Origin of the sequence: Paenibacillus swuensis, from assembly GCF_001644605.1 — a bacterium.
Classification (GTDB): domain Bacteria; phylum Bacillota; class Bacilli; order Paenibacillales; family DY6; genus Paenibacillus_N; species Paenibacillus_N swuensis.
The window spans coordinates 1,125,268-1,142,564 of sequence record NZ_CP011388.1 but is presented as its reverse complement, the minus strand read 5'-3'; the positions used below and the strand labels follow the sequence as shown (position 1 = coordinate 1,142,564).

General features: G+C 46.9%; 11 protein-coding genes, 1 pseudogene and 1 riboswitch. Of the genes and pseudogenes, 4 read left to right on the top strand and 8 right to left on the bottom strand.

Features of this window, described 5'->3' with window-relative positions:
• Window positions 1–42: 42 nt before the first annotated feature.
• Window positions 43–1,071: a glycoside hydrolase family protein gene (locus SY83_RS04820; RefSeq protein WP_068604759.1), complete on the bottom strand. Its 1,029-nt coding sequence runs from the start codon at window positions 1,069–1,071 to the stop codon at window positions 43–45.
• Between the two features lie 292 nt (window positions 1,072–1,363).
• Here SY83_RS04820 and SY83_RS04815 point away from each other — a divergent pair, with 292 nt between their 5' ends.
• The 3 genes from SY83_RS04815 (at window position 1,364) to SY83_RS04805 (ending at window position 4,095) form a co-directional block, all read left to right on the top strand.
• Complete coding sequence (locus SY83_RS04815; RefSeq protein WP_068604757.1) at window positions 1,364–1,645, top strand: hypothetical protein; 282 nt, start codon at window positions 1,364–1,366, stop codon at window positions 1,643–1,645.
• Between the two features lie 322 nt (window positions 1,646–1,967).
• Window positions 1,968–3,674: a proline--tRNA ligase gene (locus tag SY83_RS04810; RefSeq protein WP_068604755.1), complete on the top strand. Its 1,707-nt coding sequence runs from the start codon at window positions 1,968–1,970 to the stop codon at window positions 3,672–3,674.
• Window positions 3,675–3,774: 100 nt separating this feature from the next.
• Window positions 3,775–4,095 (top strand): hypothetical protein, encoded by a 321-nt coding sequence (locus tag SY83_RS04805; RefSeq protein WP_068604753.1) that lies wholly within the window; start codon window positions 3,775–3,777, stop codon window positions 4,093–4,095.
• A gap of 120 nt (window positions 4,096–4,215) precedes the next feature.
• Here SY83_RS04805 and SY83_RS04800 read toward each other — a convergent pair whose 3' ends face one another.
• The 5 genes and pseudogenes from SY83_RS04800 to SY83_RS04785 all read right to left on the bottom strand — a co-directional run bounded on the left by SY83_RS04800 (window position 4,216) and on the right by SY83_RS04785 (window position 11,052).
• Window positions 4,216–4,431, bottom strand: a complete 216-nt coding sequence (locus SY83_RS04800) for a hypothetical protein (RefSeq protein WP_068604751.1) — start codon at window positions 4,429–4,431, stop codon at window positions 4,216–4,218.
• 223 nt (window positions 4,432–4,654) lie between these two features.
• Complete coding sequence (locus SY83_RS04795) at window positions 4,655–6,496, bottom strand: stalk domain-containing protein (protein ID WP_197479975.1); 1,842 nt, start codon at window positions 6,494–6,496, stop codon at window positions 4,655–4,657.
• Window positions 6,497–6,620: 124 nt separating this feature from the next.
• On the bottom strand, window positions 6,621–9,569 hold the full coding sequence (locus SY83_RS04790; protein ID WP_231891379.1) for an S-layer homology domain-containing protein: 2,949 nt from the start codon (window positions 9,567–9,569) through the stop codon (window positions 6,621–6,623).
• 51 nt (window positions 9,570–9,620) lie between these two features.
• Window positions 9,621–9,794, bottom strand: a pseudogene (locus tag SY83_RS23755) (hypothetical protein); the annotation flags it as partial.
• 83 nt (window positions 9,795–9,877) lie between these two features.
• A riboswitch (cyclic di-GMP riboswitch) is annotated at window positions 9,878–9,971 on the bottom strand.
• A gap of 187 nt (window positions 9,972–10,158) precedes the next feature.
• The gene (locus SY83_RS04785; RefSeq protein WP_068604745.1) at window positions 10,159–11,052 is read right to left on the bottom strand and encodes a helix-turn-helix domain-containing protein; all 894 of its coding nucleotides are present in this window, start codon (window positions 11,050–11,052) and stop codon (window positions 10,159–10,161) included.
• 142 nt (window positions 11,053–11,194) lie between these two features.
• Between SY83_RS04785 and SY83_RS04780 the strand changes: the two genes are divergently transcribed.
• Entirely contained in the window at window positions 11,195–13,660 is a 2,466-nt protein-coding gene (locus SY83_RS04780) for a beta-mannosidase (protein WP_068604742.1), read from the top strand.
• A gap of 55 nt (window positions 13,661–13,715) precedes the next feature.
• Here the strand turns inward: SY83_RS04780 and SY83_RS04775 are convergent, their stop codons facing one another.
• Together SY83_RS04775 and SY83_RS04770 are read right to left on the bottom strand one after the other, a co-directional pair.
• Window positions 13,716–15,326, bottom strand: coding sequence for a response regulator (locus SY83_RS04775; protein WP_068604740.1), 1,611 nt, complete (start codon window positions 15,324–15,326; stop codon window positions 13,716–13,718).
• A gap of 15 nt (window positions 15,327–15,341) precedes the next feature.
• Window positions 15,342–17,159, bottom strand: a complete 1,818-nt coding sequence (locus tag SY83_RS04770) for a sensor histidine kinase (protein ID WP_068604738.1) — start codon at window positions 17,157–17,159, stop codon at window positions 15,342–15,344.
• Window positions 17,160–17,297: the final 138 nt, after the last annotated feature.

Genomic DNA, 17,297 nt, shown 5'->3' with positions numbered 1-17,297 from the left:
GCTTTTCTATTGCCGCAATTTACAACTGCTTACTCCACACGTTTATTTTAACGGAATAACCATGTTCCACGTCACCCCGTCGAATTCCCATGGCTCGCCTCCATTACCCGTTGCCACAAAGAGATGCGTCGGCTTTCCCTCATGGAATAGCAAATTAGGCCGCTCCAGATTGCTCTGTGAGCTGGTCTTGCCGTCGTCCCAAGCGACGTTTCGTGTATAAGAGATAGGCTCCGGATGAATATGCCACGTTAGGCAGTCTTCACTCGTAGCGTACACGCCTGCCCCCCATTCCCCCGTAATACCGCCGCTGTTATTCTTGTAATCATCTTTCATGATGACATGGAAACGTCCGTCTTCCACCCAGAGGAATGGATCCTCAACGTGAAAGTCTGGATTTTCAAATCTAAAGATGGGCTGATCACTGATTCTCTCAAACGGACCTGCAGGATGCGGCGCTTTCACAATACCTAATTGGAGAGTTGAGCCCACATATTCGCGAGATTTATAAATCATATACGTCGTTCCGTCCGGCAAAATAGCTGCAGACGGATTCGTCGTAATTGTACAGTCCCAATACCCTGGCATTCTGGGTTCAAGAAGCGGTGTATCCATGCGAGTCCAGGGACCGAACACAGACTTGCTCGTCGCAAGCCCGATACGCTTTCGATTCCAAACCTCGGTAGCTCGTTCTATTGAGATAGGCTCTCCCGCTTCAGGTACTGGCCCCCCATAAGTGGTTCCAAAATAATACAGATAGTACGTGCCATTCCAATACTTAATAGATGGATTATGCTGATTCATACCGTCAAATAACCGCTTATCGCGTCTGCCGAGCACCACTTCAGCGAATTCATAGGGTCCTTCAGGTGTATCGCTGACAGCCCTTACAATCTCACAGTTAAATAGCCACTGCCAGTCGAAGCCAAGCTCCTTGGCCCATCGGGAAGCGAACATATGATACTTGCCGTCTTCGCCTTGTATGACGGACCCGCACCAAATATAATAGTTCTCCATGCGAAAGCCGCCATCTCTGGGTGCTGGTTGAATGTTCTTAAAAATTGGATTGGACATAGATGTACCCTCACTTTCTGTTATTCGAACTTACTCTGATCATAGCTCCAGGAGTATACAGCAACAAGATTCAGAAGTACGGGAGAATTAGGATGATTTTAGTCTTGCGGAAACTAAAAATTCCTGTTATTGTAGCCGCAAGCTCCCCAATCCATCTCAATCTCGTCGTAATTGGAGAAAGCTTTCTAGATGGTACACCGCCTGTATGTTACAAACCTTTGCGGGATGCCTCTTGCATAATCAGTTGCATAATAGATATGTGTAACCAGTTCGACCGAGGGGGAGGCTTGTTATGGTTTTGGAGAAATCTCGGGTGTTGTCCTTTATCATTATATTCATTGGTGTGGTGTTACTGCTTTATGGCTTGTATCAATTCGTTCCGCGCAACGTTTCATCGGATACAGATTTGAGTGTGTTTATGAGAATCATTGCAAAACAAACCGTGTTTCCCCTCATAGGGTTGATATTAATTGGACTCGGTTACACGCTGTTGAAAGTATTCCGTGAAATTCAAGAGGAGTTTCAGCTGGTTCGGGAGGATTTAAGTAGGCTACGTGCTAAAGTTGAGAAATAAAAGCCATGATTGACTGGAACCCACCTTTGGTGTAAATTAATGGGAACCTCATATCGGAAGCAAAGACCAAGGCCGCTTTATTCAACAACAGGTTGCCCAGAGAAGAAACCCATGGTTGCAAGGTTTCTCAACCTTATGAATGGAGCCCCTACCTTGCGAGCTGCAGAGCACACCTCTGTCGGATGAACTCCGTTATCTAATAAGCGATTTGCCGCATTTGTTATGTGCAGATCTGAATCAGGGTGGTACCACGACGCATTCGTCCCTACGAGTGCGTTTTTTGCGTTATTTACAGAACATTAGAAGAAGGTGAGGTTGACCCATGCGACAAAGCACGCTCCTATTGCCCACTTTACGTGAAATACCGGCCGAAGCAGATACGGTCAGCCATCAATTATTATTACGTGCAGGCTTCATCCGACAACTAGCTGCAGGAATTTATACGTATTTGCCGTTAGGTTTGCGAGTTCTACGAAAATTGGAACAGATTGTACGAGAAGAAATGGATCGATCCGGTGCGCAGGAGTTACTTATGCCCGCCATGCAACCTGCGGAGCTGTGGAAAGAATCCGGACGATACGATCTGTATGGACCCGAATTGGTTCGTCTGCAAGACCGACACCAGCGCGAGTTTACCTTGGGGCCAACCCATGAAGAGGTCATTACGACATTGATCCGGCAAGAAATCAACTCCTATCGAAAACTTCCAGTGAATCTTTATCAAATTCAAACCAAGTTCAGGTATGAACGTCGCCCACGCTTCGGGTTGTTACGCGGCCGGGAGTTTTTGATGAAGGATGCTTATTCTTTTGACACCGACTGGGATGGATTAAATCGTACCTATAATACAATGTTTGAAACCTACCAACGTATATTCCAACGCTGCGGACTCCGATTCCGTGCTGTGGAAGCCGATGCGGGCACGATTGGCGGCGAAGGCGGGACGCATGAATTTATGGCTCTTGCGGATATTGGCGAGGATACCATTGCATCGTGCACTTGCTGTGACTATGCGGCTAATCTGGAAAAAGCCGTCTCCAAAGCACCTGTTAGAATGGAAAACTCCCAATCCGCAACCGATACACTTCCGACACCTGAACACATTCATACGCCGGGTATTCGCACGATCCAGGATTTAACGAATCACTTGCATATACAAGCAACGGATATCATCAAAACCTTAATCTATCTGGAAGATGAGCAGCCTGTAGCTATTTTGATCCGGGGAGATCAGGACTTAAACGAAATTAAGGTCATTAACTATCTTAACGCGGTGACGTTTCAAATGGCCGATGCGCAGACGGTTAAGCAGGTAACCGGTGCCCCTGTCGGATTTGCCGGACCCTATCAGTTGCAGATTCGTGTGCTGGTGGATGAGCAAGTGGCCAATATGCGTACGGGCATTACGGGGGCGAACCAGGCGGATACCCACTTGAAGCATATCGTGCCGGGCCGAGACTTCACTATGATGGATACAGGCGATTTCCGAAACGTTTCGGAAGGTGACCTTTGCCCGGTATGTAATGATGGGACGCTTGTGTTTCATCGGGGGATAGAGATCGGTCATATTTTTAAGTTGGGCAAAAAGTACAGTGAAAAGTTACAGGCCACCTTCCTGGATCCACAGGGAAAAGAACAAGTCATGATCATGGGCTGTTACGGCATAGGTGTTTCGCGGATGTTATCAGCCTTGGTTGAGCAACATCATGACGATCAGGGCATGAAATGGCCCTCGTCCGTAGCTCCGTATCAGGTCCATATCATCCCGATATCCGTCAAAGACACGACCCAGATGCAGCTTGCCGAGCATCTATACCTGCTTTTGCAAGACAAGGGCATTGAAGTTCTGATGGATGACCGAGATGAGCGGCCTGGTGTCAAATTTAAAGATTCCGATCTCATCGGATTGCCATATCGGATCATTGTGGGCAAGGATGCGGGCGAAGGATTTGTGGAGCTTGTCGAGCGCGCCGACGGGGTGAAGAGGCGTTTGTCTGTGGAAGAAGTTTTGAGCGTATTTGAAAATTAAATTCACAAAAAACAAAAAAAGTATTGATTAACTCACTATTCCGAGTATAATACTTGGTATAAAGATAAATCGAATTGTTGGATGGACAGGAGTGGCTTGTATGGATCACTTGAAGCAGGCTTGGGTAAACGACTACTTGGACTTATATAATTTTGCAGGGTCGATCGGGGATACGGTCTGGCAGCACAGTTTGCTGGAGAAGTTGAACCATGCCGATAGCATATTGCTCGAAGTGAGAGTCAGTCAGGTGCTTGCTGCTCTGCAGGAGTCCTACGCACGGATTAACCAACAAATGTTGGAGCTGTTCCAAGATATGAAACAACCCAAAAGTGTAGATCACGGACGTCAGTTACAGGAACAATGGCTGGCCTTGAAAGTACAGAGGGTTAATGTAGGGAAGAAACTGGCACAGTATAAATAAAAAAAAGGCCGGTATGCAGTGGACTGCTTGACCCGCCAATAAGGACGTATAAATTAAGTTCTAAAGCTCAATTCCTGCACTCAGTGAACTGTTATGCAGCCCGATGTAAAGCTTCCGACTTTACATTGTGGATTGCTTCATTCCATTCATCATCGTCATCATTTGCGTCATCATTTCATCACACTGTTGCATCTTGGACATCATCATCTCCATGTCCATGCTGTCCATCATGTTCATTTCTTGCATGTTGTCCATCATCATTTTCATGCATTTCATCTTGCTCATGGTGTCTTCCATACACATGTTCATCATCATGTTCATACACATCTGTTCCATTCGATTCACCTCCTTAGGGTTGTTTACTTCCATAATTAGGATATATTAAGTTTGCTTATAAAGCAAGCTTTTTTCCTGTTGTTGGGAGTAAAGGTCTTTATGGAACATGTCATTAACACTTTAAAAGTCTTGAGCGTTCTTCTCTGTCTTCATTCCATTGCGCTCTCCCAAATCTACATATCTTATAGATTTGGGAGTTTACACAAAGTATTTTACAGACTCGTTATTTCTTCACATTTACCTTACTGATCGGTTCACCATATTCGTCCGTTATACCTTTATACACAACTTTACCATTTTTATAGAATGTACCCTGAATTGCGATGTCATTCTTATAAACTAACAACCGATTGATCGTTCCGTCGGAATTGTAAAGTACAGCATTGCCATTCTTTGCACCGCTCTTTAAATGATAAGCAAAGGCTGTGCCATCTGGAAATAAATTCAGCCCCCTTCCTTCCCACGGAAGTCCTCTTCTGTACTTACCTTCAAAACGAGGAGTTTGGGTGCCTGGATAGTATTCGATCCCTTCCAACTGAAGTCCATTCTCCATTTTGCCTTTGAAAAAAATTGATTTACCTGACCAGCTGTACATGATTCCCTCTCCATGCATTTTATCGGCAAGCCACTCTCCGTTATAATCCCTGCCGCCGTTCTCCTCGTTATACGAGGCACCTGTGCCTTGTCTTATTCCGTTTGCAAGCTGACCTTTATACTTAATCCTGCCGTTTTCGAAATACAGAGTATCTGCTGTATCATATGGACGAATATAAATTGTATTCACCTTCGTACTTTTATCTTTGTTTACGCTAACTTTCTTATCGCCCATCCGGTTTATGACTTCAATTGGAATGTACAATACTTCAGAACGGACCACAGGTGAAGATTCTAGCGGTATCCGATCACTGCCCGCCATAATTGAATTCTGGTCCGCTGTAATAACAACTGATTTTCCGTTCCCTTCAGCGCGAAGCTGATTGATTCCTTTATCCCAGTTAACCTTGTATCCTAATTGCTCAAGTACTGCGGCAGCATCAACGTAATAATTTTCGTTAATGAGCAATGAAGGATGATGTAGGTCAGCGATCTTACCGTTAATCATTACACTGATAGGTTCCGCATCCCTGACGGTACGGTTGGAGGGAGGCATGATCGTTCTCTTAACTAAATTATCTTTAGCATCAAGGAAATACAGCACATCCTTTTGTATACCTAGTATATTTCTGGCAGGAGTGGGTTTCATAGCGATAGGGAAAACTCCCCTAAATATCAGATCCGCTCCGGTAACTTCGGCATTGCCGGAAGCCGTTTCCTTAACCCACACCCCGAAACTGTCATCTGCATAAAGATAAGTTTTATGAACTTTCTCATCTGCATTTAAGTTATTTCCGAATTGTCTAAAATCTTGTAAATCATAAAGTTGAAATGAATTTGTTTGGTTAATACGCTCTCTAACCAAAATATATCTGCCCGTGAATGCAAAAGACTCAATATGACTACTCATGATCAACTTTGTCTCTTTCGTTTGCGATAGGTAAACTGTCAGTTGCCCTTGGTCATTTCTGTATACGATAATTCCTTTTTTAATCTGTGGGTATGAACCTTTCGCTATGGTTTCATTAACCCCGGACACTATGTCATAAGTATGAATATTGCCAGTATCCATATTCGTCCAGGCAATCAATGAACCATCCGCCGTGAGCTGTGAAAAAGTTCCTTTAAGCAGAGATTTAGTTGTCTGACTCTTAATGTCATAAGCAAATAAATTTCCTTGTTCGCTGCCCCTCTGTTCAGACCATAAGACCATAATTCCTTGAGGTGTTTGCGATAATACCGGAATACCCTTAAAACTCTTGACTGAAGTAAGCTTATTGATTTCTCCGGTATTTAAATTGGTCACATAGATGTGGGTCGTATTATCTTCCATTTTCTCATAAGCAATATAATTGTCCAGTAAACGATATGAAGATATACTTTTCATAGGAATATTTACTGTTGTAATCTCGTCTTTGAAGCTGTAAACCCGCTGGTTTGTCTCCGCTAACACGGATGTAACGGGCGTCATGAATGCTACTAACAATAGAAGCATAAGCCATTTCTTCATAGTGAATATCGCACCCTTCTTAATTTTATAAAAAACGGCACATCGGGTCCTTACCCAATGTGCCTAATTGTACTACATACCCAATCTATTTCTTATTGATATACTCTACGATTGTCTTTCCACCAAGGGTGGTAATGGCGATCAACTGACTCTTCGCCTCGAATAATCCGCTACCCATTCCATCTGTGTGATAGATTCCGGTTTGCTTCAATTCGTTGTAATTATATACACCCACGTTGGTGTTGCTGATAGTGAAAAATTGATTATTCGGGATATCGAAAGCAACATCGCTAAACCCAGCGGTTAGCTTCGTTACAAATTTCATGTCATCTGCCTTGCTGCTAACGGTTTGGAAAATAGTTCCTGCTCCGTTGAACAAATACTTTCCGTCCGGAGAGAGTTTCATGAATACCGTCATGGTATGATCTCCGTGATAAGGAGAATCATAGCCGCCCGGATACGCCGGCTCTACAAATGTGCCGTCTGTGTTAAGGTTGTATGCTCTGATATCACGAGGAGACGTATCGGTATTAATGGCATAAATCTTATCTAATGTCGGATGCATCAGGATATAACTTTGATGGCGGATTCCGCTTGTTCCTACCCCAAACCCTACTCTTGAATATGATTTCAGATCCGTCCATTGATCCGAACCAGATGATACATAAATATAACCGTTACGATCTACCGCCAGGTCATATGGATCCAAATTAATATCAATGGTTTTAGTAACCGTTAAGTTTCCTGCATTGATAATTGCAATGGCGCCGCTTTCCACCGATGCTACGTAAGAGTGCGGCATTTTCAGCAGTGCCACAAACAGCTCACCGTTAGCGTAAGTAATGCTTTCCGGCGGCAGGCTAACTGCAAGTGATTTTAGTTCTTTCGTTTCGTAATTTAAAGAGTATACCTTCTGACCCGCTCGATCCGTCATATAGATTACTGGAAGAATAGGATCCTGCACACTGTCAGTTACAGTGAAATTTAGAGCTGTGTGCTTGTTATGATATGTGGTCGCAAAAGCGACTTTGCTCTCTGCAGATTCGAGATGAAGAGCATCTATCACAGCTGTTACCTTATAATATCGTTGAGTATTAGGAAGATTGCTTGTGTCCAGATAACTAGTTCCTGTAATTCTTGCCTTCTCACCTTGCTTGTCTAGTACAGGTGCATAGGTACCGTTCAATGCATTACTGTAATAAATATAGTAATAATCCGCATCAGGTACGGCATTCCAAGTTACATTAATATCAGTGTCGGTTACGGTTAACGCCTTCACATTCAGTGGTGCGCTTACACTTCCACTGCTGATGGAATGTAATTCCCATTTGTTTTCAGATGCATTCCATAATGCTACTAACGTTAAGTTCTCTCCGAAGAACATGGTCATTTGATCTCCATGAGCCAAAGGTTTTGCGCTGGCAGACTGTTGAGCTGACAAATCGTTAACGTTGTAATCATTAATTTTATAGCTTAACTTTTCCAATCCGCCATAGAATACATGACCATACACAACATCATTTACCGATACGCTTCCCAGCATAGGAACATCATACAGAGCATAATAGTCTTCGTTCTCCAGACTGGCTATGTATTCCGCATTCGGGATCGAACCTTCATTAATTGGAAACTCCCCGATAGGGCCGTAAGCAGTTGAGTAAGTGGTCTCATACACACTATCAGTTACAGCGTCATAAAGGAAAATTTGAAGATCAGAGTAATTCGTTTCCTCACCGATATAGGAGTAAGCATTATCCCCGACTATAAATATACCTTCAGCTTCCGGCAAATCCGTCAGTTCTTCTTCCGGGTCCGGGTTCGGATTCGGGTTCGGGTTCGGGTTCGGGTTCGGGATCGTAGTTTGAGGCGGCACGCTTGTTCCCGGAGTTCCCGGTGTTATAGGAGTTCCTGGAGCTCCCGGAGTTTTAACAACTACAGTACCATTAATAGTAATCGTAATGGTTGCGCTACCCAACTCATAAGCCTCTACCTTTTGCTCAATAGTTGTTCCGTTAACATGAACAAGAACAAATTTAATTGTACCGCTGCCCTTAATAGTTACGGCCGCGTTCAATACTACTTTCATTAATGTCGCACTTTCCTTGACCGTTACAGTACTTTCCCCCGCACCGGATGCCAGTTCAAGGTTACCGATTTCCGTTCTTTCAAGAACCTCGACGGTCACCTTCGTTACTACAGTAACTTTAGTAAAATACCCCTGAAGCTGAACACTTTCTCCCTTCACTTTATTCCTGAATTCGACATTAACAAAGCCCTTGCTATTGTCTTTTACTTCAGATTCCAACTTAACCGCAGAATTTACGATCGTATTTTGAATAACGGTGTTGCCTTTAGCTAACAATCTGACTTTACCTCTAAACTTATCTACGATCGCCACATTCAAGGAAGAATCAGTAACAATGATACTATTCTCTCCACCGCCGGCTATAATGGTTCTGCCTTTCACTGTAACATGATCAAGCGAAACTTCGCCCTGTCCGATACCGGCAGTTAAGTTCAAATCCCCTTCAATGACCGTGTTTTGTAGCGTGGTCCCTGCTTTGGTAATGGTTACATTCCCTTTAATGGTTTTTTCCGTTTCCGGGCCTGTAACTCCATTGGAAGATATGATCGTACCGACAGCTTTATCTAACATCACCACGGCTTCGGCACGTGTAATTGGGGTGGCTGGTCGAATCGTTTGGTCGGTATAACCGCTCATATAACCTGCTGATTTAACTGCTTGTAAAGCAGGCTTGCTCCAATTAGGAATCCGGTCCGCATCTTTAAAACCGTTTAAAGCGCCCTCTGCTTTCGCAACATCCAACTTCATCAGATCGCTTATCATCTTAGCCGCTTCTTGTCTTGTAACAACAGAATCGGGCTTGAATGAGCCGTCCTGATTACCCGATAGGTATCCAGCTGATTTCGCTTTGGCAATCTCGGCATAATACCATTTCTTTGGAGAAACGTCCTTGAAATCTTCTTGAGACTGTTCTGTAAATCCATACGCCCTGTTAATCAAGGCTGCCATTTCCGCCCTGGTTACCTTGCTGTCGGGCCTCACCTTCTTGCTTGCATCCGCGGTAATTAACCCTTGATCTAACCAACGGGACAGTGAATCTTTAGCCCAGCTGTTGGATACATCGGTTGCTCCTTGTGCGCTCTGTCCGTAAACGATCCCTACATTAGAAATTACTAGAGATAGAATTAGGAACAAAGTAAAGATTACTTTCTTGCTGCTTTTTCTCCAGACCATGATGGTCCTCCCTTTTTCTGTCCCCTTAGCCATAAAAAAAGACATTACGCCATAGGCGAATGCCGAATGCACCTAAAATACACTCTGGCAACCCGGCTGTCATGACTCAAATGATTTTTGAGCTGTAGACCCGCGGCTTTGCGTCCCCGCCTTTCGACAGGTTTGCCTTTTTCGTATGTATAAGGAAAATAGTTATATATTACATCCAAAATATAGCATAGACCTACGTGATAAACAAGGAAAAAAGTCTCAAGTTTTGACACATTCCGATGATATTCTTGCTATATCAAGACTATTAGCAGGGATGAATATACCTAAATTCTATTAACTAGATATACTCCGACATATAGGTAATACAAAAGTCTCATGTGACGACATTGTCGTCCCTATTCATATCCACCCGCACTCGTTCAGCCTCCGGCTGCTCAGCGCGGAATTCCATGGGCGTGCGATGGAACACTCTGCGGAACAGATGATGGTAGTGGCTGAGGTTATTAAATCCGGCGGTCAGCGCGATATCTGTCACGCTCAGGGATGTGGTCGCAAGGAGATGCTTCGTGTAGTTAAGTTTCAGCTGATTAATATATTCAACCGGTGTCGTGTGGAGCAGCTGTCGAAATACACGATTGAGGTGGCCGGGACTTCGGTTGGACAACTCGTACATGCGGGGCAGCCCCGCCGTAAAGTTATCTTCGCGTTGCATTTGAACCAACAGTGCTTCCAGCCAGCTCGGCAGCCTCTCATCCGGACCGATCTGGAATTTTCCGAAATGGGTAACCAACAAATCAATCAATAACCCTCGGAGCAATACTTCTAGCGCCTTCTCGTCCCTTCCCCGATATACCCCCATCCGGTCCAACCGGCCCGTAATATGCTCCTGCTCCAATAGCGTCACATATACGGTCGGCGGCACTGTGCAATTCAGCAGCAGTTCCCGGTTAAACGCCTTCCCCAGAAAAGCGAACGCGTTCTCCATCGCTTCCTGTCTGAAGATGATATTAATGAAACGGCAATCCTGCTCGCCAGCCCAGTCATAGGCGTGTATATCTTCGGGCCGCATGAACACCATCGCGCCTTGGCTAATCGGCTCCCTCGCCCCGTTCACACAGTGAATCGCTTCCCCTTCAATCACCAGGAAGATTTCATAATAATCATGGCAATGCAACGGCGACGCATGATGTAAGGATTGCACGGTGAAGAAGAGCGATTCCACCCCCACTCCAAGCTGCGTGTCCGCCACAAACTTATAGATCTCCAAAGCAACATCCTCCTCCATACACTCCATACTAATGTCAAAATACCACATAATCGATGACGTATAAACACAAGTATTCTCTCATTTTGTTCTATACAATAACTTATAGATATTTAAATTACACATAAGTGAGCGAGGTACAAACATGACTGCTGTAACAACCATCGATTTGAAAGGCACATGGAAAATGCGAAGAGTATGTGAAGACGCCTGGATACCCGCGACCGTGCCGGGTTCCGTCTATTATGATCTTTTGAACGCCGGCTTAATGGAGGATCCTTATTACCGAGATAATGACATCCGTGCGGCCAAGCTGTCGGATTACGATTATGAATATAGCCGGATTTTTGAAGTAAACAGTGAACTGTTGAAGCATGATCGGGTGTTTCTTCGTTTCGAGGGCTTGGACACGCTTGCCGAGCTTCACCTGAACGGCCGACTTCTGGCGAAGACAGACAACATGCACAGAACGTATGAGTTCGATGTGAAAGATTTTGTCGCAGCTGGCGAGAACGACCTTCTTATCGTATTCCGTTCCCCTACAGAGTACGTTCGGCGTAAATATAAAGAGAACCCGATCTGGTCCGTAAACGGGATTGAGGGCTTCCAGTACATTCGTAAAGCGCATTATATGTTCGGTTGGGACTGGGGTCCTTGTCTGCCGGATATGGGCATCTGGCGCAATGTCAGTCTGATCGGCCAAAGTATCGCGGCGTTGGACGAAGTATACGTTACGCAGAAGCATGGGGAAGATGCCGTGGACCTGGATATCCGCGTCGGTATCGATGCTTGGACCAAGGAAGATTACACGTTAAACGTTACATTGCGCACCCCAGCCGGGGAGATATTGATGGCCCGTCAGGAAGACGCGCAAGCGACCGAACATATCGGGCTACAGGTAACGAAGCCGGAGCTATGGTGGCCGAACGGCTTCGGCGCGCAGCCGCTGTATGAGCTGGAGGTGGTGCTGATGAGCGGGGAACTGGAGCTTGGCCGCAGGCATATGCGTATCGGACTTCGCACGATGACCGTAACCCAACAGGATGATCAGTGGGGCCGTTCCTTCTCCATCTGTGTGAACGGGCATGATATTTTCGCCATGGGCGGCAATTATATTCCCGAAGATCAGATTATCGCCCGCACGAATCGGGAGAAGACCGAGCGCCTGATCCAGGATTGCGTTGCCGCCAACAACAACTGCATTCGCGTCTGGGGCGGCGGCTATTACGCCGAGGATTACTTCTATGATCTGTGCGACGAGTACGGCTTAATCGTATGGCAAGATCATCTGTATGCGTGCGCGGTGTACGACTTCACGGAAGAATTCAAGGAGAACATCGTTCAAGAGACGATTCAGAATATGAAGCGCATCCGCCACCATGCCTCGTTGGGTCTGTGGTGCGGAAACAATGAGATGGAATGGGCATGGGTAGATTGGGATATTAACCAGAGTCTGAAGCTCAAGGCGGATTATATCAAGCAGTTCGAGGTCGTTCTTCCAGAGCTTGCTAGGGAAATTGACCCGAATACATTCTACTGGCTTGCTTCCCCCTCTTCCTTTGGCAGCTTCGAGAAGCCGAATGATGAGAATTACGGCGATATGCATGACTGGAGCATCTGGCATGGACGCAAACCGTTCACCGATTTCCGTAACCGGTTCCCGAGGTTCATGTCGGAGTTCGGATTGCAGGCGTTCCCGAGCATGAAGACGATCGATACCTTTGCCCTTCCGGAGGATCACAATGTGTATTCCTACGTCATGGAAGATCATCAGAAGCATCCTTCCGGCATTGAACCGACGGTGTATTACTTGTCTCAATACTTCAAGTTTCCTAAGGATTTCCAATCGTTCCCTTACGTATCTCAGCTCATTCAGGCCGAAGGCGTGCGTTACGGCGTGGAACACTGGAGAAGACACAGAGGACGTTGCATGGGGGCCGTGTACTGGCAGTTGAATGACTCCTGGCCGGTGACTTCCTGGGCTAGTATCGATTCTTACGGCCGTTGGAAGGCGTTACACTATGCGGCTCGCAAGTTCTTCGCGCCCGTGTTGCTCTCCGCATGGGAAGAAGGCGTTACCGCATCGCTTCATGTCAGCAACGAGTCGTTGAACCCGTTCAAGGGTAAGGTCCACTGGAGTCTGAAGGACCGAGCGTCGAAGGTCATTCGCGAAGGTCAGGCGGCGGCGGACGTTCCAGCCTTAACCACTGTATCCTTGGCAGAGCTGGACTTCGCGGCGGAGCTGGATTCCGACGAGAAGAAGCGCAGACATTATCTGGAGTACACGCTGGTTACGGACGAGGGGTATGTCAGCGACGGATGTACGATTTTCCTGCCGGCGAAGCACTTCGAGCTGTTGCCTGCCAGCCTGCAAGCGACCGTGGAAGAGACCGCGGACGCCTTCGAGGTCACGGTTCTATCCGACGTGTTCGCGATGTTCGTGGAGCTCGAGATGGAGAAGTCCGATGCTGTGTTCAGCGATAACTACTTCCATCTGACCGGGGGCGTATGCCGCAAGGTTGTGGCATTAAAATCTACCCTGTCCGAGCCGCTCACGCTGGACATGTTCAAGGCCCAGCTAAAGCTTCGCAGTTTGGAAGACAGCTACTAAAATAGTGCAATTGAAAGCAAGAAGAGCAGGGCATGCGCCCTGCTCTTCTTTGCGTTTATTTAAACTCCGAGGGATTGACGCCCGTCCACTTTTTGAACATCTTCGTAAAATGTTTCTCATCGTTATAGCCGCATGACTTCGCGACATGATAGATCTTCATATCCGTATCGAGCAGCAGCGCCTTCGCTTGTTGAATCCGGTATTGATGCAGATAATCCAGAAACCGAATGCCCATCTCCTGCTTGAATAAGGTGCTCAGATAATTCGGCGACACGAAGATTTCTTTGCTGACAGACTCGACCGTGAGGTTATGCCGGTAATTCGCCTCCATATATTGCTTCGCCAGCACAACGGATTTATGCAGAGGCTTGCCCATGTGCAGCATATCCACCAACTGCCTGATCATCTCGGAGATCAGCTTGGCTACATCATCGAAGCTCTCCAGCGCGGAATAACGGCTGATTAACGCCGCGGATGTATTCCCCCACTCCGCTTGATGCTCCGGCTGGTCCACAATATCGCTCATCTTCGTAAGTAGAGACATCGTATGCAGCTGCACCGCGGAAGTGTCCTCCAGCTGTTGGAGCAAGGCCAGCCATTCATCCATCTCGTCTATGGCCTCGCTGAACTTTCCCGCCCGCAGCTGTTCCAGCAGCTTATTCTCATGCAAGGCAAGCTCCGTCTTCCGATTCGGCGCGACCTGCACAGGCGTATCCTTATGTTGCTCCCAGAAATAGATCCCGCCGCTTCCCCGAAAGAACTTCTGCCGCAGAGCTTCGCAAGCTTCCTGGAATGCGATATGCAATGTGTCCAGAGGATGTACGGATGCGCTTATGCCGATGGACAGGGAGACCTTCAAGTACGATTGCAACAGCTTTTGCAGCGACTCGAGCTTTTCTTGCAGAAACGCCATCGATAGGACATTACCGGACACAGACTCCACGTTGCCGACAATCGCAATATCATCGCCAACACGAACAATCTCGCAATAAGGCATAAATTCAGCCGGGACAACCTCCTGCAAAATGTTACAAGCCGCAAACCGAATCAACTCGGCATCGGATTCGGAATAGTTCGGATTGGCGAACGAGCTGGAATCGAAGCGGAGGAGGAACAGGGTCAACTTCTCGCTCCGCAGCTTCATCTCCAATTGCGCAGCCTGCCTGGGGCGATCCTCAACAGGGTTGCTCGCATGCTGGAACCATCGCGATAACACCTGGTTTTTCATGTAGGGCAGGCCCTGAACCCAGTTCTTCTTGAGGAGAGAGATATTCTCCTGTTCATTAGAGCGCTGTTGTCTGTTCAAGATGGCATTGGAGATGACCTCCTGAATTTCCCCGGGTCGGCACGGCTTCAATATATAATCGGAAATTCCAAGTTTCAGCGCTTGCTTCGTGTAGTGAAACTGATCGTGTCCCGACAGAATAAGCGGCGTAATGTTCCATCCCCGTTCCTGTGTTGTCCGGATTAACTCCAGTCCGTTCATCCGGGGCATCTCAATGTCGGTCAACAACAGATCCGGAGCTTGCTGCTCCATCAGAGCCAGCGCATCCGCTCCGTTACCGGCCTCCCCGATTACCGTTACCTGCAAGGAAGACCAGTCCACCATGGAGATAATTCCTTTACGAATATGCGGTTCGTCTTCAACGATGAGTATGGTGTACATGAATCTTCACCTCCATTAAGAATTCAGTCTTTGTGAATTTGCCGGAAATTCAACGGTTACCTGTGTCCCTTGATGTTCCCTGCTCATCAGATGAATCTTGGCTTGATCACCGTAATACAGAGCCAGCCGCTGTCTCACATTCCGAATCGCATAACCGGTGCGCGGAGGGTGCCCTCCAGCATTCCCGGCGCCTGCATTCCCCAACTTCCCACCAACCTCGTCGACCTCGCCATTAAGTCTGGACGAATCCATACCGACCCCGTTATCCGTAATCTGCACGCGCACCTTTTCCCCGTCCAACTCCGCATGAATCTGGATGAAACCGGAGTGCTCGGAAGGCTGAATGCCGTGAATCAACGCGTTTTCGACAAAAGGCTGCAACACCAGTTTAGGAATGAGAATTCCAGCCGCTTCCGGTGATAAACGCACTTCATACTGGAATTGATCGGGAAATCGCTCTTGTTGAAGAAACAGGTAACTGCTCATTAATTCGAATTCCTTCTCCAATGAGATCCATTCAGCGCCGTCGCTCAGGCTGATGCGGAATAAGGAGCTTAGCGAGTAAAGCATCTCCGCAATCTTGGGACTGCCCTCGCTCTGCGCCATATAGCTCATCGTATTCAGCGTATTATAGAGGAAATGAGGGTTGATCTGCGATTGAAGCAGCGCCAGTTCCGATTCCTTCAGCTTCAGCCTGCTGTCATACTGCTCATGAATCAGCGTCCGGATGTTGCCGACCATCGTATTGTAGCCGCTGCCGAGCTGCGCGAATTCATCATTGCCGCGGACTTCCACACTCTGTTCAAAGTCCCCCCGCTGAAAGTGGCGAATGGAATTCAGAATCCGCAGAATCGGTTGTGTAGTGAAGCTGGAGATGTACCACGATATAAGCAGGCTCAGCGTGAGCGCGATGGCAATGGTCAGCACCGTAATCGTCTTAATGTGTCCCAACTTGGATACCAGGTTCGCATGCGGCTGCACAATGACCAGATGCCATCCCGAGAACGACGATTGCGCATGGGAAATGATCCAATCTTTCGCCCCTGGCTTCCACCCGTTCCGGTTCAACTCCTCAAGACTCTTATCGGCAAAATAAGGCAAAGAACTCATCTCGTTCCCCGTCTCTTTCCCTTCGGAATCCGACAAAATTTCCCCGTATTCGTTGGCTATGTAAATCTTCATCCCGTTCATCGTCCGTTCCGGAATCAGTTCTCTGACGTCCAGACCGAAGACGATAAAGCCGTCGCTAAGACCCGTAAAGCCGTTCATTAACATCCCCATCAACAAGAGCTCGCCGTTGCGCCGGTCGGGAAACACGCCGACAGCGCTTTCATATGTGCCCCAGAACATGTTCCCGGGCTGGGATTTCGCTTGCCGATAGTAATCCGTCTCTTTAAACTGTTCATAGGGCATAATCGGGTTCATCGAATAGTTACTGTAGGTGATCGGCTGTATAGCATCCGAATATATAATCAACGATTTAATATAGTGTCTCGAATTCAACATCTGCATGATGGATTCGGACAGATTGTTCCGATGATGCAAGTAATTAATGTCCTCTTGGCCTTTCGTTCCGCTAGTCAGGTTCTTGTGCAGATCTTTGGACAAGATGAAGAAATTCGAGGCGTTAATGACATCCTGCGCGACGAAGTCCAGATGAATCATCGTCTGTTCCAGCAGATTGGCGTCCGTCTGCTCATTGTTCCGGATGACCTCGCTGGTGGCGATGCGGTAAGCCCAGTAGCCGAATGCGCTTATAATCAGGAAACACAGTCCCGCGATCAGGACCAGCAACTTATAACGAACGGAGAGCTTCTCATAGAATCTCTTCAATAAATCCAGCTCATTTCCTTAAGGATGTCTATATTTAGCATCATAAACTTCATCACCGTTTCTCACAATGGGGATTGGAGGAATAAACACCTTTTCGTTGTTTTGCCACCTTATCACCAGACGCATTAAGCATTACAG

Excerpts from the sequence above, each read along its gene's own strand:
- SY83_RS04820 (WP_068604759.1), bottom strand. The coding sequence starts at position 1,071 with ATGTCCAATCCAATTTTTAAGAACATTCAACCAGCACCCAGAGATGGC.
- SY83_RS04815 (WP_068604757.1), top strand. The coding sequence starts at position 1,364 with ATGGTTTTGGAGAAATCTCGGGTGTTGTCCTTTATCATTATATTCATT.
- SY83_RS04810 (WP_068604755.1), top strand. The coding sequence starts at position 1,968 with ATGCGACAAAGCACGCTCCTATTGCCCACTTTACGTGAAATACCGGCC.
- SY83_RS04805 (WP_068604753.1), top strand. The coding sequence starts at position 3,775 with ATGGATCACTTGAAGCAGGCTTGGGTAAACGACTACTTGGACTTATAT.
- SY83_RS04800 (WP_068604751.1), bottom strand. The coding sequence starts at position 4,431 with ATGGAACAGATGTGTATGAACATGATGATGAACATGTGTATGGAAGAC.
- SY83_RS04795 (WP_197479975.1), bottom strand. The coding sequence starts at position 6,496 with ATGACGCCCGTTACATCCGTGTTAGCGGAGACAAACCAGCGGGTTTAC.
- SY83_RS04790 (WP_231891379.1), bottom strand. The coding sequence starts at position 9,569 with ATGGCAGCCTTGATTAACAGGGCGTATGGATTTACAGAACAGTCTCAA.
- SY83_RS04780 (WP_068604742.1), top strand. The coding sequence starts at position 11,195 with ATGACTGCTGTAACAACCATCGATTTGAAAGGCACATGGAAAATGCGA.
- SY83_RS04775 (WP_068604740.1), bottom strand. The coding sequence starts at position 15,326 with ATGTACACCATACTCATCGTTGAAGACGAACCGCATATTCGTAAAGGA.